24 protein-coding genes and 3 tRNA genes are annotated in these 25,948 nt (G+C 44.1%); 25 read left to right on the top strand and 2 right to left on the bottom strand.

Features of this window, described 5'->3' with window-relative positions; translation table 11 throughout:
• Positions 1-52: 52 nt before the first annotated feature.
• Together AC4IFT_RS20625 and AC4IFT_RS20620 are read left to right on the top strand one after the other, a co-directional pair.
• Positions 53-259 carry a YbfA family protein gene (locus AC4IFT_RS20625; RefSeq protein ID WP_490737163.1) on the top strand — a complete coding sequence of 69 codons (207 nt, stop codon included), beginning with the start codon at positions 53-55 and terminating at the stop codon, positions 257-259.
• A gap of 204 nt (positions 260-463) precedes the next feature.
• Positions 464-1,207, top strand: coding sequence for a type 2 GTP cyclohydrolase I (locus tag AC4IFT_RS20620; protein ID WP_490737161.1), 744 nt, complete (start codon positions 464-466; stop codon positions 1,205-1,207).
• 527 nt (positions 1,208-1,734) lie between these two features.
• Here the strand turns inward: AC4IFT_RS20620 and AC4IFT_RS20615 are convergent.
• Positions 1,735-2,868, bottom strand: coding sequence for a multidrug effflux MFS transporter (locus tag AC4IFT_RS20615; RefSeq protein ID WP_490752571.1), 1,134 nt, complete (start codon positions 2,866-2,868; stop codon positions 1,735-1,737).
• Positions 2,869-2,993: 125 nt separating this feature from the next.
• On the opposite strand from AC4IFT_RS20615, the gene AC4IFT_RS20610 reads away from it, so the two are divergent.
• Positions 2,994-3,752 (top strand): AraC family transcriptional regulator, encoded by a 759-nt coding sequence (locus AC4IFT_RS20610; protein WP_273840276.1) that lies wholly within the window; start codon positions 2,994-2,996, stop codon positions 3,750-3,752.
• Positions 3,753-3,829: 77 nt separating this feature from the next.
• Here the strand turns inward: AC4IFT_RS20610 and AC4IFT_RS20605 are convergent, their stop codons facing one another.
• Positions 3,830-5,116 (bottom strand): citrate synthase, encoded by a 1,287-nt coding sequence (locus AC4IFT_RS20605; RefSeq protein ID WP_206085299.1) that lies wholly within the window; start codon positions 5,114-5,116, stop codon positions 3,830-3,832.
• 671 nt (positions 5,117-5,787) lie between these two features.
• Between AC4IFT_RS20605 and sdhC the strand changes: the two genes are divergently transcribed.
• From sdhC to AC4IFT_RS20495, 22 genes are all read left to right on the top strand, one after another.
• Complete coding sequence (gene sdhC / locus AC4IFT_RS20600; RefSeq protein WP_004909059.1) at positions 5,788-6,177, top strand: succinate dehydrogenase cytochrome b556 subunit; 390 nt, start codon at positions 5,788-5,790, stop codon at positions 6,175-6,177.
• The gene (sdhD, locus tag AC4IFT_RS20595; protein ID WP_353243816.1) at positions 6,171-6,515 is read left to right on the top strand and encodes a succinate dehydrogenase membrane anchor subunit; all 345 of its coding nucleotides are present in this window, start codon (positions 6,171-6,173) and stop codon (positions 6,513-6,515) included. The genes sdhC and sdhD overlap by 7 nt, the downstream gene beginning before the upstream one ends.
• A gap of 1 nt (position 6,516) precedes the next feature.
• Positions 6,517-8,283 (top strand): succinate dehydrogenase flavoprotein subunit, encoded by a 1,767-nt coding sequence (sdhA, locus tag AC4IFT_RS20590; RefSeq protein WP_490752569.1) that lies wholly within the window; start codon positions 6,517-6,519, stop codon positions 8,281-8,283.
• A gap of 35 nt (positions 8,284-8,318) precedes the next feature.
• On the top strand, positions 8,319-9,035 hold the full coding sequence (locus AC4IFT_RS20585; RefSeq protein ID WP_004256824.1) for a succinate dehydrogenase iron-sulfur subunit: 717 nt from the start codon (positions 8,319-8,321) through the stop codon (positions 9,033-9,035).
• Between the two features lie 499 nt (positions 9,036-9,534).
• Entirely contained in the window at positions 9,535-12,348 is a 2,814-nt protein-coding gene (sucA, locus tag AC4IFT_RS20580) for a 2-oxoglutarate dehydrogenase E1 component (RefSeq protein WP_490752567.1), read from the top strand.
• 14 nt (positions 12,349-12,362) lie between these two features.
• Complete coding sequence (gene odhB / locus AC4IFT_RS20575; RefSeq protein WP_353243813.1) at positions 12,363-13,574, top strand: 2-oxoglutarate dehydrogenase complex dihydrolipoyllysine-residue succinyltransferase; 1,212 nt, start codon at positions 12,363-12,365, stop codon at positions 13,572-13,574.
• Positions 13,575-13,706: 132 nt separating this feature from the next.
• Positions 13,707-14,873 carry an ADP-forming succinate--CoA ligase subunit beta gene (gene sucC, locus AC4IFT_RS20570; protein WP_206085302.1) on the top strand — a complete coding sequence of 389 codons (1,167 nt, stop codon included), beginning with the start codon at positions 13,707-13,709 and terminating at the stop codon, positions 14,871-14,873.
• Complete coding sequence (gene sucD / locus AC4IFT_RS20565; protein WP_490737153.1) at positions 14,873-15,745, top strand: succinate--CoA ligase subunit alpha; 873 nt, start codon at positions 14,873-14,875, stop codon at positions 15,743-15,745. Before sucC ends, sucD begins: the two co-directional genes overlap by 1 nt.
• A gap of 862 nt (positions 15,746-16,607) precedes the next feature.
• Entirely contained in the window at positions 16,608-18,176 is a 1,569-nt protein-coding gene (gene cydA / locus AC4IFT_RS20560) for a cytochrome ubiquinol oxidase subunit I (RefSeq protein WP_490737151.1), read from the top strand.
• A gap of 13 nt (positions 18,177-18,189) precedes the next feature.
• A complete protein-coding gene (gene cydB / locus AC4IFT_RS20555; protein WP_219244296.1) occupies positions 18,190-19,329 on the top strand; it encodes a cytochrome d ubiquinol oxidase subunit II in 1,140 nt (379 codons plus the stop codon).
• An 11-nt stretch (positions 19,330-19,340) separates the two neighbouring features.
• Positions 19,341-19,454, top strand: coding sequence for a cytochrome bd-I oxidase subunit CydX (gene cydX, locus AC4IFT_RS20550; protein ID WP_004909083.1), 114 nt, complete (start codon positions 19,341-19,343; stop codon positions 19,452-19,454).
• A 5-nt stretch (positions 19,455-19,459) separates the two neighbouring features.
• Complete coding sequence (gene ybgE / locus AC4IFT_RS20545) at positions 19,460-19,747, top strand: cyd operon protein YbgE (protein WP_490737148.1); 288 nt, start codon at positions 19,460-19,462, stop codon at positions 19,745-19,747.
• Between the two features lie 125 nt (positions 19,748-19,872).
• Positions 19,873-20,277, top strand: a complete 405-nt coding sequence (ybgC, locus tag AC4IFT_RS20540) for a tol-pal system-associated acyl-CoA thioesterase (protein ID WP_219244294.1) — start codon at positions 19,873-19,875, stop codon at positions 20,275-20,277.
• Positions 20,274-20,957, top strand: a complete 684-nt coding sequence (gene tolQ, locus AC4IFT_RS20535) for a Tol-Pal system protein TolQ (RefSeq protein WP_206085308.1) — start codon at positions 20,274-20,276, stop codon at positions 20,955-20,957. Before ybgC ends, tolQ begins: the two co-directional genes overlap by 4 nt.
• A 17-nt stretch (positions 20,958-20,974) precedes the next feature.
• A complete protein-coding gene (gene tolR, locus AC4IFT_RS20530; protein ID WP_102138335.1) occupies positions 20,975-21,397 on the top strand; it encodes a colicin uptake protein TolR in 423 nt (140 codons plus the stop codon).
• A 51-nt stretch (positions 21,398-21,448) separates the two neighbouring features.
• Positions 21,449-22,567 (top strand): cell envelope integrity protein TolA, encoded by a 1,119-nt coding sequence (tolA, locus tag AC4IFT_RS20525; RefSeq protein ID WP_490752565.1) that lies wholly within the window; start codon positions 21,449-21,451, stop codon positions 22,565-22,567.
• 146 nt (positions 22,568-22,713) lie between these two features.
• Complete coding sequence (tolB, locus tag AC4IFT_RS20520) at positions 22,714-24,006, top strand: Tol-Pal system beta propeller repeat protein TolB (protein WP_206085310.1); 1,293 nt, start codon at positions 22,714-22,716, stop codon at positions 24,004-24,006.
• A gap of 44 nt (positions 24,007-24,050) precedes the next feature.
• Positions 24,051-24,548, top strand: coding sequence for a peptidoglycan-associated lipoprotein Pal (gene pal, locus AC4IFT_RS20515; protein ID WP_047756402.1), 498 nt, complete (start codon positions 24,051-24,053; stop codon positions 24,546-24,548).
• Positions 24,549-24,570: 22 nt separating this feature from the next.
• Positions 24,571-25,356, top strand: a complete 786-nt coding sequence (gene cpoB / locus AC4IFT_RS20510; protein WP_490737142.1) for a cell division protein CpoB — start codon at positions 24,571-24,573, stop codon at positions 25,354-25,356.
• 287 nt (positions 25,357-25,643) lie between these two features.
• Positions 25,644-25,719: transfer RNA gene (locus AC4IFT_RS20505), tRNA-Lys, on the top strand.
• A 37-nt stretch (positions 25,720-25,756) separates the two neighbouring features.
• Positions 25,757-25,832 (top strand) — tRNA-Lys (locus AC4IFT_RS20500).
• A 37-nt stretch (positions 25,833-25,869) separates the two neighbouring features.
• Positions 25,870-25,945 (top strand) — tRNA-Lys (locus AC4IFT_RS20495).
• Positions 25,946-25,948: the final 3 nt, after the last annotated feature.

Here is a 25,948-nt window from a genome sequence, read left to right as displayed (position 1 = left end):
TTTAGAGCAAAGCTGGGATCGACAAATAAGTGGCAACTGAAGGAGGATATCGATGTCCACATACCGCGAATATTCCCGTAATCAGGTACTTGCACGCCGCACTGCTGCTGTAACAGCGGGCATTATTGCGTTTCCTGTTATGGTTTTTCACCCGAAAAGAGCTAAATATTACAGTTACTTAAACAAAGTTTGGTCAAAAACAAGCGATAAGCCTGTTTGGCTAGAGCGTTCAGAGAATACGCTCGAAAGCCACCGCTAATCCTGCGGATTAAACCATTGATGATAGCCCCTGCAATAATGCGTTGTGGGGGTTTTGTTTTTTTATATTCCTAACTTCCTTTCCCAATGATGTACTTCAAATAACACAGAAAAAAAGTGTGTTTGCGTTTATGCTTATTGATTATCAGCAAATTACATTCAAAATGGTGTCATAGATTCGCTGTGCAGTAAAAAGGACAACATAATGCATAACTTAAAATTAGAAGAAGTCATCAACAACGAGCTCAAAGTGAATGAGTTTCAAGATTTTGCACCAAATGGATTGCAAGTTGAGGGTCGACCTCATGTGCATAAAGTCATTACTGGCGTGACGGCCTGCCAAGCTTTGCTTGATGTCGCCGTTGAGAAAAAAGCGGATGCGGTGATTGTTCACCATGGCTATTTTTGGAAAAATGAGCCTGCCATTATTAAAGGCATGAAAAAGAACCGTTTAAAAACATTACTCGTAAATGATATTAATTTGTATGGGTACCATCTTCCTTTAGATGCTCATCATCAATTAGGAAACAATACTCAACTGGCCTATATCATGGGTGTACAAGTGAATGGCCAAATCGACCCATTATTGCCATTCGGCTTTTTTGACCAACCAATCACGCCTGCAGAATTAACCGAGCGCTTAGAAACGCGTTTAGGTCGTAAAGTTCTTCATTGTAGTGACAACGCGAAAGATGAAATTCGCCAAATAGCATGGTGTACCGGTGGCGGGCAAGGCTATATTTTGCAAGCGGCAGAGTTTGGTGTTGATGCCTTTGTGACCGGGGAAGTTTCAGAACAAACAATTCATATCGCAAGGGAGATGGGGATCCATTTCTATAGTGCAGGGCACCACGCAACGGAGCGTTATGGGATTAAGGCGCTGACAAGATGGTTAGTTGATGAGCATGGGTTGGATGCCGAGTTTGTCGATATCGATAATCCAGCTTAATTTTCGTCGCCTTTCAAACCACAGCGTTGTTGGCTGCATTCGCGAACCCTAGTCACATACCTATGTATGCTCCTAGGGCTTCGCTCTTTTGCCGCCTAGCTGTGATTCGAAATGCATAGAAAATAGAATTCTCGTCATATTTCGAGCGGTGGCGGCGTTGGCTTCACTCGGCTACATGGGTCACATACTTATGTATGTTCCCCAAGCTATCCTCATTTGCCGCCTAGCCACAACTCGAACTATTTAGAGAATTAAATGTTTATCTAACCTTCGTCATTTTTTTAATCACAGCGTTGTTGGCTGCATTCGCGAACTTTAGTCACATACTTATGTATGTGACCCATGATGACTTCATTTTGCTGCCTTGTTACAGCACCAACTATTTAGAAAAAACCTAGGCTTAAAAGAAAAACGTATTTTAATTTATAGCCATATTTCAAGCTGCACCTGTATTGGCTATCCTCATTTGCCGCCTAGCCACAACACAAACTATTTAGAAAATTATATGTGTTTAATAAAACAATAATTTAACTCGTATAAACGCGATAGCGTAGTGATGCAAGAACGAGAACCAAACTTGAGATAGCGAGCACTAAACCTAAGTGTTGGCTCCAGCCTGCGACCATCAGCCCGATGGCGAGCCCGATATAATAAAGTAAACCTAAAATTGCGCCAGCAGTGCCTTTTCGGTCACTATAACGGTTTAATGCGTGAGCAAGGATGTTCGGGATCGCAATGCCATAGCCAATAACCACGCCAATGACGGGTAAAACGAACCAAACAGAATCCATAAGAACAAAAACCGTACAGCCACTAACCAAAGAAATGGCACTCGATAACTTAACAAGTTGCTCGGATGTGTGTTTTTTAGCCAATAAATGGCGGTTAATCATCGAGCCTAACCCCACTCCAAGTGCCAATAAAATTCCCGTGAAACCAAATTGTTGCTGAGTGAGCATTAATTGTTCAAAACTGAAAGGTGCCAGCTGATAATAGCTAAATAAATTAATGTTGAAAAATGCTATCAAGATCACATTTCTCATAATCTCTTTATCCGTGATCATCCGTAAAAATGTCTCCATAAATGGGATTTTGATCACATTTTCAGGGCGTGTCTCCGGTAATCGATATATTGACCACAGTAAAAGTACGATAGCTAAAATAGCTAAACCAATAAAAACACCACGATAACCCGCCAAGCTGACGAGACCTGCACCCGATAACATGCCTAATGCAGGACTAATGGCCAATGCAATGCCCATAATTGAGAAAACTTTTGCTAATTCATGGCCTTGATAGCTATCACGCATTGCCGTCTGTGTGCCAATTGAGCCCACGGCAGCACCAAAAGCGGCTAACATTCGCAGCAGCAATAACAAATAAAATTGGCTAATAAATAAGGCACCCATTGAGGCAATCCCATAAACCAGTAAACCCGCTAAAACCGTTGGGCGGCGGCCAACCGTATCGCAGGCTCTACCCCAAAATACAACCCCCAATGCAAAGGCAAAGAAATAGAGCGAAAGCGTTTGTGAAGCTTGTTCTGCATTTACTGAAAAAGCGCTCGCAATGTCCGTCAGTGCAGGGCTGTAGATGGTTTCCACAATTTGCGGGAACATCATTAAGGCTACAGCCAGCCATAATGATAGAGGGTGTTTCATGTTCATTTTTCTACTCTGTGTAATAAAAAATAATGGTCTAACCTGTCAATGATGGGCAGTTTAATGGTAATTTAAGTGTCTTATTACAATAATAAAGACTATTAACATCAAAAATCGGACAGTTTATGGCGTGGTTAAATCAAACGGATGAATTTCAAACACATTGGTATCCCGCCCCTGTTTTAGGGATTGCTGCGCAAATGGGGCAGCACGACTCAGGCACGCATACCCATGAAATGGGGCAACTTTTGTTTACCCAGCAAGGGTGCATTCGTATATCCCTAGAAAACCGTCTCTCGCTATTACCCCCTGGTAGGGTGGCATGGATCCCGCCACATGTTCGCCATCGCGCACAAATGCGTGAATCAGTGGGGTATCGGTCAGTTTATCTTGGTGAAGAATATGCCCAAAAACTCGGAAATGAAGTGGTCATTTTGAGCATTTCACCTCTGTTAAGGGAGTTATTAGAGCGTATTGCTATCGCACCCTTTGACAGTGATTGGAAAAAGGGAAGGTTAGCCAATTTATTACCTGTTTTTATTGATGAACTACAAACTGCTACAACCGAACCAACCTTGCTTTCTTTACCGCAAGATAGGCGCTTAAAACGTCTCGATATCGAGCAATTACCCCCTAATTTGAGCCAACTTGCCCAAATTGTCGGCGCTAGCGAAAAGACAATAACCCGTATTTTTTTGAAAGAAACGGGAATGACGTACCAAACATGGCGGCAACAATGGCGGTTTATTAAAGCGATTGAATTATTAGCACAAGAAAAACCATATCATTTTATTGCTCAAGAACTTGGGCTTACCAGTGACAGTGCGTTTATTAGTTTTTTTCGTAAAATGAGCGGAATGACACCAAGAGAGTATCAACGGTAGGAAATGGTTAGTTAAATAAAAAAGACCTTGATAAATCAAGGTCTTGCTTTACGTAGGGATTCGGATTTAACGAAATATTATTTTTTTGCTAATTCAGAGTTGAATTCACGTTTGTCATAACCGGTATACAGCTGGCGAGGACGCGCAATTTTCAGGCCGTCATCGTGCATTTCGTTCCAATGTGCAATCCAACCAATGGTACGCGCAATAGCGAAGATTACGGTGAACATTGAAGATGGAATACCCATTGCTTTCAAGATGATACCTGAGTAGAAGTCAACGTTAGGGTACAGTTTCTTCTCAATGAAGTACGGGTCGTTTAGTGCGATACGTTCCAGCTCCATTGCGACTTCCAGTAAGCTGTCATTCAAGCCAAGTTCATTCAGAACTTCGTGGCAAGTTTCACGCATTACAGTGGCACGTGGGTCGTGGTTTTTGTAAACACGGTGACCAAAGCCCATCAGGCGGAAAGAGTCATTTTTGTCTTTCGCACGTTCGATAAATGCAGGGATGTGCTCAACAGTTTGAATTTCTTCAAGCATGCGTAGGCAAGCTTCGTTAGCACCACCATGAGCAGGCCCCCACAGTGATGCGATACCGGCTGCGATACATGCAAATGGGTTTGCGCCCGATGAACCCGCAGTACGTACCGTTGAAGTTGATGCATTTTGTTCGTGGTCAGCGTGCAGGATTAAGATACGGTCCATTGCGCGCTCAAGAACTGGGTTTACCGTATATTCTTCACATGGTGTAGAGAACATCATGTGCAAGAAGTTACCCGCGTATGACAGATCATTACGTGGATAAACAAAAGGTTGGCCAATAGAATATTTATAACACATTGCTGCAACCGTTGGCATTTTGGACAGCAAGCGATAAGCCGTAATTTCACGGTGGCGTGGGTTGTTAACATCCAGCGCATCGTGATAGAACGCCGCCAGTGCTCCCGTCACACCACATAATACAGCCATTGGGTGTGAGTCACGGCGGAAACCATTAAGCATGCGAGTAATTTGCTCATGGATCATGGTATGGCGAGTCACCGTATTTTTAAATACGTCGTATTGTTCTTGGGTAGGTGCTTCACCGTACAGCAGGATATAACAGACTTCGAGGTAAGAGGCTTCGGTTGCTAGTTGGTCAATAGGGAAACCACGGTGCAGCAAAATGCCTTTATCACCATCGATATAGGTGATTTTTGATTCACAGGATGCAGTAGAAGTAAAACCCGGGTCGTAGGTAAAGAACCCTTTTGAACCTAAAGTTCGGACATCGATAACGTCTTGACCAATGGTAGGGCTTAAAATATCGAGTTCAATATCACCGGCACTACCAGTCATTAGCTTAGCTTTGTTATCAGCCATTTACGGTCTCCTTAGCGCTTGATAATCGACACCCAACAACCCAGAAGCTCAGCGTTATACTGCGTCTTCGTGCATTGTTCTACCGGTATGCTTTGGAAATCAGCTCGCTATCACATAAAACCTGAAATCTGAGACCGACGACAATGTAATTAGGTTGTTTATGAGTGTGTAGATGTTATGTTCTTTTTGTTGTTTTCCCTACAATATCATTATTTGTGGTAAGGGGAACAACTTTCATAACTTTTGTTATTAATACCCATCATAGTTCAAATTGTGGAGTATCTAACATTGCATGTGCACGTTTTTTATTTTTACGGTGAAGTATCAACCGCACCGTTAAGATAATTCTGCCAGACCTATATGTAAGATAAATGTTGAATCATTGTCAAATAAGATAAGCACATTTATACAAAATGTTTAAATCGTGATCCTTCTCACTGTTCGGGCTAAATGTCCCCAAACATTTTGTGTGGGAATTGTAATGGCATTGTGAAGACTTTATACTAGCGGCAGGTCTCCGGATTACCCTGTAGTAGGAGTTCCCAGCGTGATCAGTATGCAACTTTATTTAAACATGATGGATTAGAGTTTGTGTTAAGTTGCATTTTGTACCCCTGTCGCTGTCTGATTTCCACCCCAGGTCCGGAGGATGGAAAATAATAAAGAGCTGTGTGGGCAAAATTGTGAAAAAACAAAGACCTGTCAACCTTGATTTGCAGACGATTCACTTCCCGATCACTGCAATATCTTCGATCTTGCACCGTGTCTCTGGCGTCATTACTCTCATCGCAGTTGGTATTCTGCTTTGGTTGTTAGGGACATCTCTCTCCTCTCCAGAAGGTTTTCAATACGCGTCTGAAATAATGACTGGCTTTTTTGCTAAGTTCATTCTTTGGGGCATCCTAACTGCATTGGCTTACCACATTTGTGGTGGTATCCGTCATATGCTAATGGATTTCGGCTGTGTTGATGAAACCCTTGCTGCTGGTAACTCATCTGCAAAAATTACATTTGTTATTACCGTAATTCTGGCAATTCTGGCGGGGATCTTAGTATGGTAAGTAATGCATCAGCTTTAGGCCGTACTGGTATCCAGGACTGGCTGTTAATCCGTGGCTCTGCGATTATCATCGCACTCTACGTACTCTACATTGTTGGTTTTGTTGCGATTAACGACATTACCTATGAAGTCTGGCGCGGTTTCTTTGCCTCTTCTGTGACGAAAGTATTCACTATCCTCACCTTGTTCTCGATTCTTGTGCATGCGTGGATTGGCATGTGGCAAGTGCTGACTGACTATGTTAAGCCGCTGGCAATTCGCTTAGTGTTGCAATTGGCTATCGTTGTAGGTCTGCTGGCTTATTTAATTTACGGAACAATCGTTGTGTGGGGTGCATAAAATGAATCTGCCAATCAGAGAGTTTGACGCTATCGTTATCGGTGCGGGCGGTGCAGGTATGCGCGCAGCACTTCAAATTTCACAGATGGGCCTATCTTGTGCACTTCTGTCAAAAGTCTTTCCAACCCGTTCTCACACGGTATCAGCGCAAGGTGGTATTACTGTTGCTTTAGGTAACACGCACCCTGATAACTGGGAATGGCACATGTACGATACCGTTAAAGGTTCCGACTACATCGGCGACCAAGACGCTATCGAATATATGTGTAAAACAGGGCCAGAGGCTATCCTCGAATTAGAACATATGGGGTTACCGTTCTCGCGCCTTGACGATGGAAGCATCTATCAACGTCCATTTGGTGGTCAGTCTAAAAACTTTGGTGGCGAGCAAGCAGCACGTACCGCAGCCGCCGCTGACCGTACAGGACACGCACTGTTACATACGCTGTATCAGCAGAACTTAAAAAACCACACCACCATTTTTTCTGAATGGTATGCCCTTGATTTAGTTAAAAACCAAGATGGCGATATTGTGGGTTGTACTGCGATTTGTATGGAAACGGGCGAACTCGTTTACTTCAAAGCGAAAGCAACCATTCTGGCAACAGGTGGTGCAGGCCGTATTTACCAATCAACTACCAATGCCCACATCAATACGGGTGATGGCGTGGGGATGGCAGCGCGTGCTGGCGTACCACTGCAAGATATGGAAATGTGGCAATTCCACCCAACGGGTATCGCAGGGGCTGGGGTTCTGGTCACTGAAGGTTGCCGTGGTGAAGGTGGTTACTTGCTGAATAAAGACGGCGAGCGCTTCATGGAACGTTATGCACCAAACGCGAAAGACCTTGCAGGTCGTGACGTTGTTGCACGTTCAATCATGATTGAAATTCGTGAAGGCCGTGGTTGTGATGGTCCTTGGGGCCCACATGCTAAGCTGAAATTGGATCACTTAGGGAAAGAAGTTCTGGAATCGCGTTTACCGGGTATCCTTGAATTATCACGTACCTTCGCGCACGTTGACCCAATTAAAGAGCCAATTCCTGTCATCCCAACATGTCACTACATGATGGGCGGTATTCCAACGAAAGTTACAGGCCAAGCACTTCGCTATAACGAAAAAGGCGAAGACGAAGTTATCCCAGGCCTGTTCGCTGTGGGTGAAATTGCTTGTGTATCAGTACACGGCGCTAACCGCTTAGGCGGTAACTCACTGCTCGACTTAGTGGTATTTGGTCGTTCTGCAGGTCTGCACCTGAAAGAATCCATCATGGAACAAGGTTCAATGCGTGATGCTTCTGAATCTGACATTGATGCAGCAATGGCTCGCTTTAATCGTTGGGAAGGCGCACGTACTGGCGAAAATCCAACTGAAATCCGTAAAGCACTGCAAACCTGCATGCAGCATAACTTCTCCGTATTCCGTGAAGGTGATGCAATGGCAAAAGGTTTAGAAGAGCTGAAAGTGATTCGCGAACGTCTGCAAAATGCACGCCTTGATGATACGTCGACTGAGTTCAATACGCAGCGTATCGAGTGTTTAGAACTGGATAACCTGATGGAAACTGCTTATGCAACAGCACAAGCTGCAAACTTCCGTACAGAAAGTCGTGGGGCTCACAGCCGCTTTGACTATCCAGAGCGTGATGATGCGAATTGGTTATGTCACTCATTATATTTACCGCAATCTGAAACGATGACGCGTCGTGAAGTTAACATGCAGCCAAAACTGCGTGAAGCCTTCCCACCGAAAATTCGTACCTACTAATGCGTGGTGTTAATCCAGTTGCGGAGAAATAAACTATGAAATTACAATTTTCGATTTATCGCTACAATCCTGATGTGGACAACGCACCACGTATGCAAGATTACACGCTAGAAGTCCCAGAAGGGCGTGACATGATGTTGCTGGATGCGTTAATCCAAATTAAAGAGCAAGACCCAACATTATCCTTCCGTCGTTCTTGTCGTGAAGGGGTATGTGGTTCTGATGGTCTGAACATGAACGGTAAAAACGGGTTGGCTTGTATCACGCCATTATCTGCTTTAATCCGTGGTGGGAAGAAAATTGTCATTCGTCCATTGCCAGGTCTGCCCGTTGTACGTGACCTGATCATCGACATGACTCAGTTCTACACCCAATACGAAAAAATCCGTCCATATCTGATTAATGACAACAAAAATCCACCTGCGCGTGAGAATTTACAAACTCCTGCACAACGTGAAAAACTCGATGGTTTATACGAGTGTATCTTGTGTGCATGTTGTTCGACTTCTTGCCCATCTTTCTGGTGGAATCCGGACAAATTTATTGGTCCAGCAGGCCTGTTAGCGGCATATCGTTTCTTGATTGATAGCCGTGATACTGAAACCGATTCGCGATTAGATGATCTGAACGACGCTTTCAGTGTTTTCCGCTGTCATAGCATCATGAATTGTGTCAATGTATGCCCTAAAGGACTAAATCCAACAAAAGCTATTGGTCATATTAAATCTATGTTGCTAAAACATAGTGCTTAATAGCTAAATTTAACCCGCAGTGCCTTGGTACTGCGGGCTAAAATGGAAATAGCACGAAATAAAAACATAAGTTAAAAATAAAGCGTAAAGTAAATCCAAGATTTTGATTTAAATAGCGCTTAAGGTCACAAAAGCGCGAAAACCAAATACCCATAAAGGTCATCAGAAAGTAACATTGTCATCAATAAAACGTAGCATTAAATAAAACGTTGTAACAACAAAAGCGCAAAAAAGTGAACGTAACGAAAGTAACAGTAAAAAGTAAAAAAAATAGCCAACTGCAAAAGATGAAGAAGACGAAAGCGTAATCTTAGGGGCCTTTAAAAACCGCAGCCAGTTTTTAAAGGTTCCTTAAAAGGGAAACCCTTACTGATAAAGGGCCTCCCAAAGAGAGAACATGCATAAAGCACGTCCAAGAGAACCTTTATCGAGGTCGCTTAAATGCGGCGATTAGTTAACCACGGCGAAAACTAAAGCTTTTAAAGCTTAAGGGATCACAATGCAGAACGGCGTAATGAAGGACTGGCTGGATTCAAGCTTTCTGGCAGGCGCGAACCAGACTTATATAGAACAGCTCTATGAAGATTATCTGACTGACCCTAACTCTGTCGATGCCGAGTGGAAAGCCATTTTTGAGCAACTACCAGGTGCAGCCCTCGGCACCAATGGTGAGCAATTCCACTCCCAAGCGCGCGATTACTTCCGCCGCTTAGCAAAAGACTCTACTCGTTATCACACCTCTGTTAGCGATCCAGCTATCGATGCAAAACAAGTCAAAGTTTTGCAGTTAATTAATGCATTCCGCTTTCGCGGACATCAAAATGCCAACCTTGACCCGTTAGGGCTATGGAATCGCGAATCTGTTCCAGATTTAGACCCAGCTTTCCATAACTTAACGAAAGAAGATTTCAACGAAACCTTCAACGTCGGTTCTTTTGCTATCGGCAAAGAAACCATGAAACTCAGCGAGCTATATGACAACCTGAAACGCATTTACTGCGGTTCAATCGGTGCGGAATATATGCACATCACCAATACAGAAGAAAAACGTTGGATTCAACAACGTCTTGAGTCTGTTGACGTGTCTAAAGTTTTCTCTGCGGATGAGAAAAAACGCTTCCTGTCTGAGCTAACCGCGGCTGAAGGTCTTGAGCGCTACATCGGGGCTAAATTCCCGGGTGCAAAACGTTTCTCATTGGAAGGTGGTGATTCACTGATCCCAATGCTGAAAGACTTAATCCACCACGCTGGCAAACAAGATACTCGCGAAGTTGTGCTGGGTATGGCGCACCGTGGTCGCTTAAACGTACTGGTTAATATCTTAGGTAAAAAACCGGGCGAATTATTTGATGAGTTCGCGGGTAAACACAAAGATCATTCAAGTGCGGGTGACGTTAAATATCACCAAGGTTTCTCGTCTGACTTTGAAACCGCCGGTTCACGTGTTCACTTAGCGCTGGCGTTTAACCCATCGCACCTTGAAATCGTTAGCCCAGTGGTAATCGGTTCTGTACGCGCTCGTCGTGACCGTTTAGATGAAGGTCGCAGTAACATGGTTCTGCCAATCACTATTCACGGTGACTCAGCAGTAACTGGTCAAGGCGTTGTGCAAGAAACCCTGAACATGTCTCAAGCACGTGGTTATGAAGTGGGCGGTACCATGCGTATCGTTATTAACAACCAAATTGGTTTCACCACCTCAAACCCGAAAGATACACGTTCAACAGAATACTGTACTGACATCGTGAAGATGGTTCAGGCGCCAATTTTCCACGTGAATGCGGATGACCCAGAAGCGGTTTCATTTGTCACACGTTTAGCGCTGGACTTCCGTAATACCTTTAAACGCGATGTGATGATCGATTTAGTCTGTTACCGCCGTCATGGTCATAACGAAGCCGATGAGCCAAGTGCAACTCAGCCTGTGATGTACCAAAAAATCAAACAGCACCCAACACCACGTAAAATCTACGCAGACCGCTTAATTGCAGAAAACGTATTGAGTGCAAATGATGTGACAGAAATGGTTAACCTGTACCGCGATGCGTTAGATGCGGGTAACTGTGTGGTTGAAGAGTACCGTGAAATGGGTCTGAACTCATACACATGGGCACCATATCTGAACCATGAATGGGATGCATCCTACAAATCAACAGTTGATATCAAACGCTTAACGGATCTGGCTGTTAAAGTCAGCACTATCCCTGAAGGTGTTGTCGCACAATCTCGTGTTGAGAAAATCTATGCTGACCGCGCAGAAATGGCGAAAGGCAATAAATTACTCGACTGGGGTGCAGCTGAGACTTTAGCGTATGCAACGTTAGTTGATGAAGGCGTTCCAGTGCGTTTATCCGGTGAAGATGCGGGCCGCGGAACCTTCTTCCACCGTCATGCGGTTGTTCACAACCAAACTAACGGTTCTGTCTACGTTCCACTGCAAAACATTCATAACGGCCAAGGCGTGTTCAACGTTTGGGACTCTGTTCTGACTGAAAATGCGGTATTAGCGTTCGAATACGGTTATGCAACGACTGAACCTCGCGCTCTGACCATCTGGGAAGCGCAATTTGGTGACTTTGCTAACTGTGCGCAAGTGGTTATCGACCAATTTATTAGCTCTGGTGAGCAAAAATGGGGTCGTATGTGTGGTCTGGTCATGTTACTGCCTCATGGTTATGAAGGTCAGGGCCCAGAGCACTCATCTGCACGTTTAGAGCGTTACCTGCAACTGTGTGCTGACCAAAATATGCAAGTGTGTGTACCGTCAACACCGGCTCAGGTTTATCACATGTTACGTCGTCAAGCCCTGCGTGGTATGCGTCGTCCTCTGATTGTGATGTCACCTAAATCTCTGTTACGTCACCCATTAGCAGTGTCTAGCATGGAAGAACTGGCAAATGGCACATTTGAACCAGTTATCGGTGAAATCGATGAAATCAATCCGAAAAATGTGAAACGCGTCGTGATGTGTTCAGGTAAAGTTTATTACGATCTGTTAGAACAACGTCGTAAGAATGAACAAACTGATGTGGCTATCGTGCGTATCGAACAGCTATATCCGTTCCCACACGAAGACATCCAAAAAGCGTTGGCGCAATTTACCAGTGTGAAAGACTTTGTATGGTGTCAAGAAGAGCCATTAAACCAAGGCGCTTGGTATTGCAGTCAACATAATTTCCGTGAAGCTATCCCAGCTGGGGCAACTTTACGTTATGCAGGTCGAGCTGCTTCTTCATCTCCAGCAGTTGGCTATGCGTCCGTACACCAAGAGCAACAGAAAGCTCTGGTCAATGACGCTTTGAACATTGAATAATTAAAGGATAGAAAATGAGTAGCGTAGAAATTCTTGTTCCCGATCTTCCTGAGTCCGTTGCCGATGCTACGGTTGCCACATGGCATAAAAAACCAGGTGACAGTGTTCAGCGTGATGAAGTCCTGGTTGAGATCGAAACAGATAAAGTGGTACTGGAAGTGCCAGCGAGCGAAGCGGGCGTATTAGAAGCTATCGTTGAAGACGAAGGCGCAACGGTATTATCTAAACAATTGTTAGGCCGTATTCGTTTAGGCGACAGCACTGGCATTCCTGCGGAAGTGAAAAGCGCGCAAGAAGCAACACCAGCTCAGCGCCAAACTGCGAGTTTAGAAGATGAAAGCAACGATGCGCTGAGCCCAGCAATTCGTCGTCTGATTGCAGAACATGACCTGAACCCTGCGAACATTAAAGGTACGGGTGTTGGCGGTCGTTTAACACGTGAAGATGTTGAAAAACACTTAGCGGCAAACAAATCCGCAGCACCAGCAGCTTCTGCACCAGCTGCGCCACAGGCTCCTTTAGCGCACCGTAGCGAAAAACGTGTTCCAATGACACGTTTACGTAAACGTATCGCAGAGCGTCTGTTAGAAGCGAAAAACACCACAGCAATGTTGACCACGTTCAACGAAATCAACATGCAACCAATCAAAGACTTACGTAAACAGTATGGCGAAGCGTTCGAAAAACGTCACGGCGTACGTTTAGGTTTCATGTCTTTCTATGTTAAAGCGGCGGTTGAAGCACTGAAACGCTATCCAGAAGTGAACGCTTCTATTGATGGCAGTGATGTGGTTTACCATAACTACTTTGATATCAGCATCGCGGTATCAACACCTCGTGGTCTGGTCACCCCAGTACTGCGCGATGTCGATGCAATGAGCATGGCTGATATCGAGAAGAAAATTAAAGAACTGGCTGTTAAAGGTCGTGACGGTAAATTAACTGTTGAAGACTTAAGCGGCGGTAACTTCACTATCACTAATGGTGGCGTATTCGGTTCTCTGATGTCTACACCTATCATTAACCCACCACAGAGCGCAATTTTAGGCATGCATGCCATTAAAGACCGCCCTATGGCTGTAAATGGTAAGGTAGAGATTCTTCCTATGATGTACTTAGCGCTGTCTTATGACCACCGCTTAATCGATGGTAGCGAGTCAGTCGGCTTCTTAGTCGCTATCAAAGATATGCTGGAAGATCCAACTCGTTTACTGCTGGACGTATAGCAACATAACAGGGCAGGGAACAACCTGCCCGGTCTGAAGTAACCGATGCAACCCGTTCGCGGGTTGCTAAATCAGTAACAATTGCAGGAGGCGAATAAACGCCTCTTCAGACTCAATTATGGATAGAACATCATGAATTTACACGAGTACCAGGCAAAACAGTTGTTTGCACGTTATGGGATGCCTGCACCAACAGGTTATGCCTGTTCATCAGTCGCTGAAACCGTCGATGCTGCGAAAAAAATTGGCAACGGCCCATGGGTAATTAAATGCCAAGTTCACGCAGGTGGACGTGGTAAAGCTGGCGGCGTTAAAGTGACCAGCGATATCAATGAAGTTAAAGCCTTTGCAGAAAACTGGTTAGGTAAAAACTTAGTTACCTATCAAACAGATGCAAATGGCCAGCCTGTTAACCAAATTCTGGTTGAAACGGCGACTGACATTGCAAAAGAATTATATTTAGGTGCAGTTGTTGACCGTAGCACCCGTCGTGTTGTTTTCATGGCATCGACTGAAGGTGGCGTGGAAATCGAGAAAGTTGCGGAAGAAACACCGGAACTGATCCACAAAGCGATTATTGACCCACTGACTGGTCCAATGCCTTTCCAAGGCCGTGAATTAGCGTTCAAATTAGGCTTAACAGGTAAACAAGTTAGCCAATTTGCGAAAATCTTCATGGGTCTGGCGACACTGTTCCTTGAGCGTGATTTAGCATTAGCTGAAATCAACCCATTGGTTATCAGCACTGCGGGCGACTTAGTATGCTTAGATGGTAAATTAGGCATCGACAGCAACGCATTATATCGTCAGCCTGAAATCCGTGAACTGCGTGACGAATCTCAAGAAGATGCGCGTGAAGCACAAGCGGCTCAGTGGGAACTGAACTACGTTGCATTAGACGGCAACATCGGTTGTATGGTTAACGGTGCGGGCCTAGCAATGGGTACCATGGACATCGTTAAACTGCACGGTGGTGCACCAGCTAACTTCTTAGACGTTGGCGGTGGCGCGACAAAAGAGCGTGTTACTGAAGCATTTAAAATCATTCTTTCTGATGAAAACGTAAAAGCGGTTTTCGTTAACATCTTTGGTGGTATCGTTCGTTGCGACCTGATTGCAGACGGCATCATTGGTGCAGTTGAAGAAGTTGGCGTAAATGTACCAGTAGTTGTGCGTTTAGAAGGTAACAATGCTGAGTTAGGTGCTAAGAAACTGGCAGACAGCGGCTTGAACATTATCGCTGCAAACAGCCTGACTGACGCAGCTAAAAAAGCAGTAGCAGCAGCGGAGGCTAAATAATGTCTATTTTAATCGATAAAAACACCAAAGTAATTTGCCAAGGTTTCACTGGTGGTCAAGGTACATTCCACTCAGAACAAGCAATTGCTTATGGAACACAAATGGTTGGTGGTGTGACTCCAGGTAAAGGCGGCACAACTCACCTCGGTCTGCCAGTATTTAACACCGTGCGCGAAGCGGTTGAAGCAACAGGCGCAACGGCCTCTGTTATCTACGTTCCAGCACCATTTTGTAAAGATTCTATCTTAGAAGCTATCGATGCAGGCATTAAACTGATCATCACTATCACTGAAGGTATCCCAACGCTGGATATGCTGACTGTTAAAGTGAAATTAGATGAAGCTGGCGTTCGCATGATTGGTCCAAACTGCCCAGGTGTAATCACTCCAGGTCAATGTAAGATTGGTATCCAACCAGGCCACATTCACTTACCAGGTAAAGTGGGTATCGTTTCTCGTTCAGGTACACTGACCTATGAAGCGGTTAAACAAACCACAGATGCAGGTTTAGGCCAATCTACCTGTGTTGGTATCGGTGGTGACCCAATCCCAGGTTCAAACTTTATTGATATTCTGGAAATGTTCCAAGCTGACCCACAAACTGAAGCGATCGTGATGATCGGTGAAATCGGTGGTAACGCAGAAGAAGAAGCGGCAGCGTATATTAAAGAGCACGTGACTAAGCCTGTTGTCGGTTACATCGCGGGTGTGACTGCGCCGAAAGGTAAACGTATGGGTCACGCTGGTGCAATTATCGCTGGTGGTAAAGGTACTGCTGATGAGAAATTTGCTGCATTAGAAGCGGCGGGCGTGAAAACCGTTCGTAGCCTTGCAGATATCGGTGATGCCGTTAAATCATTGCTGAACAAGTAAATGATCTGCTAGGCAACTAGCAACCGTAAGAGACGAAAGCCCGTGCTTATTTGAGCACGGGTTTTTTTATGCCTCGCGTTGGGCTGCACTTATGGGGCCTAACATAATTTCTGTACCACTTATAAGGTTTTCTAAAAAAGAGTGTCTATACTTAAAAAAAATGCACCAGAAAGCGCATTGATGACCGTTATAAGGACAAAAAAGTGCGTGGGTTAGCAAACGATAGGGGAGTGTTCGCACTTTATGCAAAAAATAGCGAAATTGCGGCACATCAAATTTATAACTTTTAGGGGGGAACAATTATCCGAATATAGGGGTTTAGTTGAGTTAGATTCGGATATTAATAAAATTCATAATAACTTTAAAATAAGATACTATTACAAATTAAATATTCTTTTTTGGAGTCCTTAATACAAAGGTTATATTTATTTGTTAACCTTTGGCAAAATTAAGTACATTTATATCAATACCAATAACAGCACATTAACAAGTGAATAACCATTAATTGACTGAAGCTCAGAACAATTAACAAGATGAAAAAAATTGACGTAAATCAATTCATTGGAGCTGGCTTTATTTTGTTAAATTGCTTAAATTGGTGCTCGATCAAATACTCGGTTTTCTATTAAAGAGTATAATTATTGATGTAAATTCAGAATTCAAATCTGAGTCACGTAAAAGAAGTTTATTGTATGTGAAGATAGGCGTACTATTATTATAGTAACGTTCGTTCTTTTAATTTTGTTAATTATTTGTTGTTTTGAGGCATTTTTTGCTGGTAGTTAAGAGGCTTTCTAAAAACATAATTTGGAAGCTGGGTTGCCGCAAGTCGGTGTCTTCCTGCTAGGAGCAAGGAGTCAAGATGTTTGATATTGTCGAACTGTCACGATTACAGTTTGCCTTAACTGCGATGTATCACTTCCTGTTCGTACCATTAACGCTCGGTATGGCGTTTTTGCTTGCGATCATGGAAACGGTATATGTGCTGTCTGGCAAGCAAATTTATAAAGATATGACTAAGTTCTGGGGTAAGTTATTTGGTATTAACTTCGCCCTGGGTGTTGCAACGGGTCTGACTATGGAGTTCCAATTCGGGACTAACTGGTCTTACTACGCGCACTATGTAGGAGATATCTTCGGTGCACCTCTTGCAATCGAAGGTCTGATGGCGTTCTTCTTAGAATCAACGTTCGTCGGTTTATTCTTCTTTGGTTGGGATCGTTTAAGCAAAAAACAACACCTAGCTGTAACATGGTTAGTTGCTTTAGGTTCTAACTTCTCTGCTTTGTGGATCTTGGTTGCGAACGGTTGGATGCAAAACCCAATCGCTGCTGATTTCAACTTCGAAACAATGCGTATGGAAATGGTTAGCTTCTCTGAGCTAGTCTTAAACCCAGTTGCGCAGGTTAAGTTCGTCCACACAGTTGCTGCGGGTTATTGTACCGGTGCAATGTTTATCCTTGGTATTAGCTCTTACTACCTGCTTAAAGGTCGTGATGTTGCTTTTGCTAAACGTTCTTTTGCAATTGCTGCAAGCTTTGGTATTGCTGCCGTTCTGTCTGTTATCGTTCTTGGTGATGAATCAGGTTACGAAATGGGCGACGTTCAGAAAACCAAACTGGCCGCTGTTGAAGCAGAGTGGGAAACCCATGCTCCACCAGCTGCGTTTAACTTAATCGCTTGGCCGGATACTGAGAAGCAAGAAAACAAATTTGCTATCTCAATTCCTTGGGCGATGGGTATCATTGCAACCCGTTCTATCGATACGCCTGTATTAGGTCTGAAAGACCTGATGAAACAGCACGAAGTTCGTATTCGTAACGGTATGGTTGCATATGGTCAGTTACAAGAGCTGTTAGCGGGTAACAAAGATCCTGATTTGCGTGCAGCATTCGAAGCAAGCAAAAAAGATCTGGGTTACGGTCTTCTGTTAAAACAATACGCACCAAATGTGGTTGATGCGACAGAAGCACAGATTCAAAAAGCAGTTAAAGACAGTATTCCGAACGTAGGTCCTCTGTTCTGGGCATTCCGCATCATGGTTGGTGTCGGCTTCCTGTTACTGTTAATCATTAGCTGGGCATTCCTGTCAGTGGTTCGCAACCGTATTGGTCAAAGCAAACTGCTGTTACGTATCGCCTTGATTGGTATCCCATTACCATGGATTGCAATTGAAGCCGGTTGGTTCGTTGCAGAATATGGTCGTCAGCCATGGGCAATTGGTGAAGTGTTACCGGTTTCGGTCGCACACTCTAATTTGACAACTCATGACCTGATCTTCTCTATGGCACTGATCTGTGGTCTGTACACACTGTTCTTAATTGCTGAAATGTTCTTAATGTTCAAATTCGCTCGTAAAGGGCCTAGTAGCCTGAAAACCGGTCGTTATCACTTTGAACAGAAAAACACTTCTGCACACGACGTTCAGTAAATAGGAGCCACTTATGTTTGATTATGAAGTTCTTCGGTTTGTGTGGTGGATCCTTATCGGTGTATTACTGATTGGATTTGCTGTCACGGATGGCTTTGACATGGGCGTTGGCTTCCTATTACCTATCTTAGGTAAAACAGATACTGAACGCCGTATCATGATTAACGCCGTTGCACCGCACTGGGATGGTAACCAAGTTTGGTTAATCACTGCTGGTGGTGCGATGTTCGCTGCATGGCCACAAGTCTATGCTGCGTCATTCTCTGGTTTCTATATCGCTATGATTTTGGTATTAGCTGCATTGTTCTTCCGTCCGGTTGGTTTCGACTACCGTTCAAAACTGGAGAACCCAAAATGGCGTAACATGTGGGACTGGGGTCTGTTTATTGGTGGTTTCGTTCCACCATTAGTTATCGGTGTTGCGTTTGGTAACCTATTATTAGGTGTTCCACTGCAAATTGATAACCAACAGTACTTAACCTATACAGGTAACCTGTTTGGTCTGCTGAACCCGTACGGTCTGTTAGCTGGTGTAGTTGGTTTAATGATGATTGTTACCCAAGGTGCAACTTATCTGCAAATGCGTACTACGGGCGAACTGTACTTACGTGTGCGTAAAGCAACGTATATCTGTGCATTAGTCACTCTGTTAGCCTTTGCGGGCGCAGGCGTTTGGTTAGTGATGGGAATTGATGGCTATGTTGTGACCTCAACACTGGATCACCATGCAGTATCAAACCCACTGAACAAAACAGTCGAAGTGGTTTCAGGTGCTTGGTTGACTAACTTCAACACTTATCCAATCCTGTGGGCTCTGCCTGCACTGGGTCTGGCACTGCCATTACTGACTATGCTGTTCAGTAAAGCAGACAAAAATGGTTGGGCGTTTGTTAGTTCTTCATTAACCATCGCTTGTATCATTTTAACTTGTGGCGTAGCAATGTTCCCATTCATCATGCCTTCAAGCATCATGCCAAATGCAAGCTTGACCATGTGGGATGCGACTTCTAGCCTGTTTACTCTGCAAGTGATGACCGTGGTTGCTATTATCTTTGTTCCAATCGTACTGGCATACACCGCATGGTGTTACTACAAAATGTTTGGTCGTCTGGACAAAAACTTCATCGAAGGCAACAAGCACTCACTGTATTAAGGAGCATAACTATGTGGTATTTCGCCTGGATCCTCGGCACGCTGTTAGCTTGTAGTTTTGCAGTGATTGCAGCATTAGCGTTAGAGCACTCTGAAGACTCTAAAGCCGCTAAAGATGGTGAGTAAGTAATATGCTGGTGGATAAAACCTATCAGCTAATGGATAAGGGGCCGATAAGGGCCCTTATCCTTATTTTAGCTTTAGTAACAGCTGGTGCTGTCATGTGGGACCCGAGCCTATTTGCAGCCAAGACCAGTTCATTCCTTATTTGGCAAGGGCTATTACTCATTTGGGCAACGTGTACGGCGATGATTTTTGGTGTAGGTTTTAAACCGCAAAAAGTGATCTTTCGTGCAATATTTCACCCATTGCCAGCAGCCATCATTCTTATTTGGGGACTTTTTCAAGTCTTTAGATAATTCTAATTGCTAATTGTGGGTCAATGGACCCATAATTATTTTTGATATCTTTACTTTCAAAGTGATTCCAAACTGACACTGTCTTGCGTATAGTGGCACCGTTAATGAATTTAACCTAAGACGGAGTGGTTGATATGTTATTTCGCTGGCCTGTTCGCGTGTATTATGAAGATACAGATGCGGGCGGTGTGGTTTATCACGCGCGCTATTTAGCTTTTTTTGAGCGGGCAAGAACAGAAATGTTGCGAAATAAAGGGATCAACCAGCAAAGTATGCTTACTGAGAACCTTGGCTTTGTTGTGCGTAGCATGACAATTGATTTTGTGAAGGGCGCTCGGTTGGATGACATGTTGGAAGTTGAGACGCAAATTGTTGAAATGAAACGCGCCTCATTAACCTTTCATCAAAGGTTAGTTGATTCGCAAGGTAACCTGCTTTGTGGGGCTAATGCCCTTATTGCTTGTGTGGACACATCAAAAATGAAGCCTACAGCGCTTCCTAAGTCTATTGTCGCGGAGTTTAAACAGTGACTGACATGAATATCCTGGATTTATTCCTAAAAGCGAGCCTTTTGGTTCAGCTCATTATGTTCGTTTTGATCGGTTTTTCTATCGCATCATGGGCGATCATCATTCAAAGAACCAAAATTTTAAATGCCGCTAGCCGTGAAGCAGAGGCATTCGAGGATAAGTTCTGGTCAGGAATCGAGCTATCGCGCTTATACAAAGAAAGCCAAGCGCGTCGCGATGAACTCAGTGGCGCAGAACAAATTTTCCATTCAGGCTTTAAAGAATTTGTTCGTTTACATCAAGCGAATATCCATGCGCCTGATGCCGTGGTTACGGGGGCATCCCGTGCAATGCGTATTTCAATGAATCGTGAATTAGAATCCGTAGAGGCACACATCCCATTCCTAGGTACCGTTGGGTCAATTAGCCCATATATTGGTTTATTTGGTACGGTTTGGGGGATCATGCATGCCTTTATCGCATTAGGTGCGGTTAAACAAGCGACACTGCAAATGGTTGCGCCGGGGATTGCAGAAGCCTTGATCGCAACGGCAATTGGTCTGTTTGCCGCAATTCCAGCGGTAATGGCGTATAACCGCTTAAACCAGCGTGTCAATAAGTTAGAACAAAGCTACGATAACTTTATGGAAGAATTTTTAGCCATCTTGCATCGTCAAGCCTTCTCTGCTGATAAGAAATAATACGGGGAGATAAGCGAATGGCGCGCACAAGTCGCAGACGTGAGCTGAAATCCGAAATTAACATCGTTCCATTGCTGGATGTCTTGTTGGTACTTTTGCTGATCTTTATGGCAACCGCACCCATTATTTCTCAAAGCGTGGAAGTTGAATTACCGGATGCTACAGATACACAGACCGTATCATCAAGTGATAACCCCCCGATTATTTTAGAAGTATCGGGAGTGGGGCAATACAATATGCGCCTTGATGGCGAGGTGTTAGAATTGCTTCCACCAGAACAGATTGCGGCTGAAGCTAAATCTCAATTAGAGAAAAATCCCAAAGCGGTTTTCTTAATTGGGGGAGCAAAAGAAGTGCCTTATGAGGAAGTGATTAAGGCATTGAACATTTTGCACAGTGCAGGGATTAAATCTGTCGGCTTGATGACTCAGCCTATCTAGGCTGAGTTGTTGTGGTTTGAATAAGTCACACATCTTTTTTTGGATACCAGAGTGGGAAAGACAAAAGAGAAAAAAGATAACTTAAATCGGTCACTTGTGATGTCAGTGGTGCTGCACGTCCTGTTGATTGGTTTGATCGTTATAGGCTCTTTAGTTTCCGTCGTCAAACTTGGTGGTGGCGGAGAAGAAGGGACTGTCATCGATGCGGTGATGGTCGACCCCGGCGTGGTTGTTGAGCAATACGAAGAAATGCAAAAACAACAAAACATGGCCAGACAAGCGGCTAAAGAGCGTAAAGAGCAAGAACAGAAGCAAGATGCCGAGCTAAGGGAACAGCAAGAGAAGGAACAAAAACGCCTTCAAAAACTAGAAGAAGAGCGCATTAAAACTGAACGTGATACAGCTGAGCAGCAAAAGCAAGCTGAGGAACAACAGAAAAAAGCGTTAGACGCCGCGAAGAAAGCTAAGGAAGAGCAAAAAATAGCGGAAGAAGCGGCTGCGAAAGCAAAAGCGGAAAAAGAAAAATTAATAAAAGAGCAAGCGGCAGAAAAAGCCAAAGCCGAAGCTCAAGCACAAAAAGAAGCGGAAGCCGCTAAAGCCAAAGCCGAAAAAGAAGCGAAAGAAAAAGCGGAAAAAGAAGCCAAAGAAAAAGCAGAAAAAGAGGCTAAAGTAAAAGCCGATAAAGAAGCTAAAGCTAAGGCAGATAAAGAAGCCAAAGAAAAAGCCGATAAAGAAGCGAAAGCAAAAGCCGCTAAAGCCAAGGCGGAAGCAGCTAAAAATGCCGCGTCAGTTGATGACTTACTGGGTGACTTAACGGCATCGGGTCCGAGCAAAAAAGGCGGCGAAACCGCGGCAGGAACGGGTGGTGGTAAAAAATCAGGTGCTTCTAATGCAGATGTTGATAGCTATGCAGGTAAAGTAAAAGCGGCAATTCAAAGTAAGTTCTATGATTCAGATACGTTTCGTGGACGGACTTGTGATCTGCAATTGAAGCTAGCTCCAGATGGATTGTTAGTTAGTATTACACCAAAAAATAGCCCGACTAATGACGCAGCGTTATGTGATGCGGCAATACGAGCAGCAAAACTTGCTACGATGCCAAAACCGCCTAGCCGCGAGGTCTATGATACATTTAATAAAGCAGGTAGCACTGTTGTGTTTAAGCCTTGATTTTCAATAACTCAGAGCTATCTGTATTGAAAAGTTTATGGCAATAGCATAAATAGTTTGCGTAGTATCTAGTTTTGTTATTATACCTTTGTTAAAATTCAGCGAATTATTGCGGTGGTAAATAATACGCAATAAGGGAGATAAGAATGAAGCAGGCTTTTAAAGTAGTTTTAGGGTTCCTAATGCTATGGGCGACAGTGGCTCAGGCTGAAATACGTATTGAGATCACTGAAGGTGTAAACTCAGCTCAACCAATTGGTGTGGTGCCTTTTAAATGGTCTGGTGCAGGCGCACCGCCACAAGAAGTTGGCCAAATCGTGGGCGCTGATTTACGTAATAGCGGGAAATTTAACCCAATTGAGCCAAGCCGTATGCCTCAACAACCCGGCACTGCATCGGAAGTCATTCCAGATGCGTGGACTGCATTAGGTATTAATGCTGTGGTTGTGGGCCAAGTACAGCCAGCAGCAGATGGTAGCTTTGTGGTTAGCTATCAGTTAGTGGATGTTGCCGCTAATCCGGGTGCTGTATTATCTCAAAACCAATTTAAAGTCACAAAAGAGTGGTTACGCTATGCGGCGCACACTGCAAGTGATGAAGTCTTTGAAAAACTGACAGGCATTCGTGGTGCATTCCGTACACGTATTGCATATGTAGTTGTTAACAAAGGCGGTCAGTATCCATATGAATTACGAGTTTCTGATTACGACGGTTTCAACCAATTTACGGTTCACCGTTCACCAGAGCCTCTAATGTCGCCTGCTTGGTCACCAGACGGTGAAAAACTGGCGTATGTAACTTTTGAAAGCGGTAGTTCAGCACTTGTCATTCAAACATTGTCTTCAGGAGCAGTTCGTCAGGTCGCATCTTTCCCACGTCATAATGGGGCACCTGCATTCTCTCCAGATGGGACAAAATTGGCATTTGCACTGTCTAAAACAGGCAGCCTGAATTTATATGTTATGGACTTAGCAAGTGGGCAAATTCGTCAGGTAACCGATGGTCGCAGTAACAATACTGAGCCAAGCTGGATGCCAGATAGCCAAACTTTGGTCTATACTTCAGATCAGGCGGGGCGCCCGCAGATTTATAAAATGAATATTAATGGTGGCAGTCCGACACGTGTATCTTGGGAAGGAACACAAAATCAGGACGCTGATGTTAGCCCGGATGGTACTTTCTTAGTGATGGTCAGCTCCGGCGGCGGTCAGCAACATGTCGCCAAACAAGATCTGGCAACGAACAACGTTGAATTTTTAACGAAAACGTTCCTAGATGAAACGCCGAGTATCGCACCTAACGGCACTATGGTAATTTATAGCTCCTCTCAAGGCTTGGGGACTATATTGCAGCTAGTTTCGACCGACGGGCGTTTCAAAGCGCGTCTTCCGGCGACTGATGGACAGGTCAAATTCCCTGCCTGGTCTCCGTATCTGTGATGCATAATAATAATGTGTGGCAAAAAATATTAAGGATCAAAACGATGCAACTGAATAAAGTGCTTAAAGGGCTGATGATCGCGTTACCAATCATGGCAGTCGCAGCTTGTAGCTCTAACAAAAACAATGACCAAGATGGCGTAGATACTTCTACTAACCAAACTAACACTGGTCTGTCTGCGGAAGAGCTGGCACGTCAGCAAATGGAACAGCTGCAACAAAACAACACTGTTTACTTTGGCTTTGACAAATACAACGTATCTCCAGAATACGCTGATATGTTAGATGCACACGCAGCATTCCTGCGTAGCAACCCATCTGTACGTGTTGTTGTTGAAGGTCATGCGGATGAGCGTGGTACTCCAGAATACAACATCGCACTGGGCGAGCGTCGTGCTAATGCAGTTAAAATGTACCTGCAAAGCAAAGGTGTTTCTGGTGACCAAGTTTCACTGGTTTCTTACGGTAAAGAAAAACCAGCTGTGTTAGGTCATACTGAAGCAGACTACGCGAAAAACCGTCGTGCAGTCATTGCATACTAATAGATAAGCGAAATTATCTATTATGAACAGTAACTTCAGACACTTACTAGTCGGTCTGTCGTTATTGGTTGGCGTAGCGGCCCCTTGGGCCGCTATTGCCCAAGCGCCAATCAACAATGTCGGATCTGGTTCTCCAGGTGACCGTCTATCCCAACTTGAGACTGCAGTATCTTCTCAAGGTCAAATTCTGTATCAAATTCAACAGCAACTCGCTGATAACCAACGTGATATCGATATGTTACGTGGTCAGATTCAAGAAAGTGAATACAAATTGAATCAAGTCATCGAGCGCCAAAAAGATTTGTACATGCAATTAGACAATGCGGGTGGCGGCAATTCAGCTAACTCAGGTGATGCGCCTGATACTAGCTCAGCAAATACATCATCTTCCTCAAATACGCCAGCGGCAACTGCCAACACAGGTGGAAATGAGAAAGATGATTACAATGCTGCGGTTAAGCTCGCAATGGAAAGCAAGTCAAAAGCTCAAATTGATGACGCTATCGGTGCATTACAAGGTTTTATTAAAGCCTACCCTAAGTCAGGATATCAATCTAACGCCAACTATTGGTTGGGGCAGTTAAACTACAATAAAGGTAGCAAGGACGACGCTGCATTCTACTTTGCCACTGTAGTGAAGCAATATCCAAAATCCCAAAAAAGCAGTGAAGCCTTATATAAAGTTGGGCTAATCATGCAAGACAAGGGACAAAAAGATAAAGCGAAAGCTGTTTACCAACAGGTGTTGAAACAATATCCAAACAGTGCGGGCTCTAAATTAGCTGAAAAAAAGCTAAGTGCACTTTAATATCTAGCCCCGAAGCGATATTACCGAATATTTCGGGGTTATCAGTATGATAAGTGTGCATTCAATCTTTTTTTTGCAAAAAAATCATTGCACCCTCGTCAGAAATCAGTAATATAAGCCGCCGTTGATACGAGAATACGGTTAACCGAAAATCTCGCAAAACAACAAGAAATTTAGTTTTAGATGAGTCGTTAGCTCAGTCGGTAGAGCAGTTGAGTTTTACAAGATGGTTGCAGGTTCAACCCGAAGGGTAAGAAACTGTGACTAGTTAGAAAAGTTTTTAAGATGGGTCGTTAGCTCAGTCGGTAGAGCAGTTGACTTTTAATCAATTGGTCGCAGGTTCGAATCCTGCACGACCCACCATCTAAAACCTGAAGCAGTAAAAAGAAATAATCCAGATGGGTCGTTAGCTCAGTCGGTAGAGCAGTTGACTTTTAATCAATTGGTCGCAGGTTCGAATCCTGCACGACCCACCATCTAAAACCTGAAGCAGTAAAAAGAAATAATCCAGATGGGTCGTTAGCTCAGTCGGTAGAGCAGTTGACTTTTAATCAATTGGTCGCAGGTTCGAATCCTGCACGACCCACCATCT

It is taken from the genome of Providencia sp. UF-183 (genome assembly GCF_058246155.1).
This window is presented reverse-complemented; position numbering and strand designations above follow the sequence as displayed.

Excerpts from the sequence above, each read along its gene's own strand:
- AC4IFT_RS20625 (WP_490737163.1), top strand. The coding sequence starts at position 53 with ATGTCCACATACCGCGAATATTCCCGTAATCAGGTACTTGCACGCCGC.
- AC4IFT_RS20620 (WP_490737161.1), top strand. The coding sequence starts at position 464 with ATGCATAACTTAAAATTAGAAGAAGTCATCAACAACGAGCTCAAAGTG.
- AC4IFT_RS20615 (WP_490752571.1), bottom strand. The coding sequence starts at position 2,868 with ATGAAACACCCTCTATCATTATGGCTGGCTGTAGCCTTAATGATGTTC.
- AC4IFT_RS20610 (WP_273840276.1), top strand. The coding sequence starts at position 2,994 with ATGGCGTGGTTAAATCAAACGGATGAATTTCAAACACATTGGTATCCC.
- AC4IFT_RS20605 (WP_206085299.1), bottom strand. The coding sequence starts at position 5,116 with ATGGCTGATAACAAAGCTAAGCTAATGACTGGTAGTGCCGGTGATATT.
- sdhD (WP_353243816.1), top strand. The coding sequence starts at position 6,171 with ATGGTAAGTAATGCATCAGCTTTAGGCCGTACTGGTATCCAGGACTGG.
- sdhA (WP_490752569.1), top strand. The coding sequence starts at position 6,517 with ATGAATCTGCCAATCAGAGAGTTTGACGCTATCGTTATCGGTGCGGGC.
- AC4IFT_RS20585 (WP_004256824.1), top strand. The coding sequence starts at position 8,319 with ATGAAATTACAATTTTCGATTTATCGCTACAATCCTGATGTGGACAAC.
- sucA (WP_490752567.1), top strand. The coding sequence starts at position 9,535 with ATGCAGAACGGCGTAATGAAGGACTGGCTGGATTCAAGCTTTCTGGCA.
- odhB (WP_353243813.1), top strand. The coding sequence starts at position 12,363 with ATGAGTAGCGTAGAAATTCTTGTTCCCGATCTTCCTGAGTCCGTTGCC.
- sucC (WP_206085302.1), top strand. The coding sequence starts at position 13,707 with ATGAATTTACACGAGTACCAGGCAAAACAGTTGTTTGCACGTTATGGG.
- sucD (WP_490737153.1), top strand. The coding sequence starts at position 14,873 with ATGTCTATTTTAATCGATAAAAACACCAAAGTAATTTGCCAAGGTTTC.
- cydA (WP_490737151.1), top strand. The coding sequence starts at position 16,608 with ATGTTTGATATTGTCGAACTGTCACGATTACAGTTTGCCTTAACTGCG.
- cydB (WP_219244296.1), top strand. The coding sequence starts at position 18,190 with ATGTTTGATTATGAAGTTCTTCGGTTTGTGTGGTGGATCCTTATCGGT.
- cydX (WP_004909083.1), top strand. The coding sequence starts at position 19,341 with ATGTGGTATTTCGCCTGGATCCTCGGCACGCTGTTAGCTTGTAGTTTT.
- ybgE (WP_490737148.1), top strand. The coding sequence starts at position 19,460 with ATGCTGGTGGATAAAACCTATCAGCTAATGGATAAGGGGCCGATAAGG.
- tolR (WP_102138335.1), top strand. The coding sequence starts at position 20,975 with ATGGCGCGCACAAGTCGCAGACGTGAGCTGAAATCCGAAATTAACATC.
- tolB (WP_206085310.1), top strand. The coding sequence starts at position 22,714 with ATGAAGCAGGCTTTTAAAGTAGTTTTAGGGTTCCTAATGCTATGGGCG.
- pal (WP_047756402.1), top strand. The coding sequence starts at position 24,051 with ATGCAACTGAATAAAGTGCTTAAAGGGCTGATGATCGCGTTACCAATC.
- cpoB (WP_490737142.1), top strand. The coding sequence starts at position 24,571 with ATGAACAGTAACTTCAGACACTTACTAGTCGGTCTGTCGTTATTGGTT.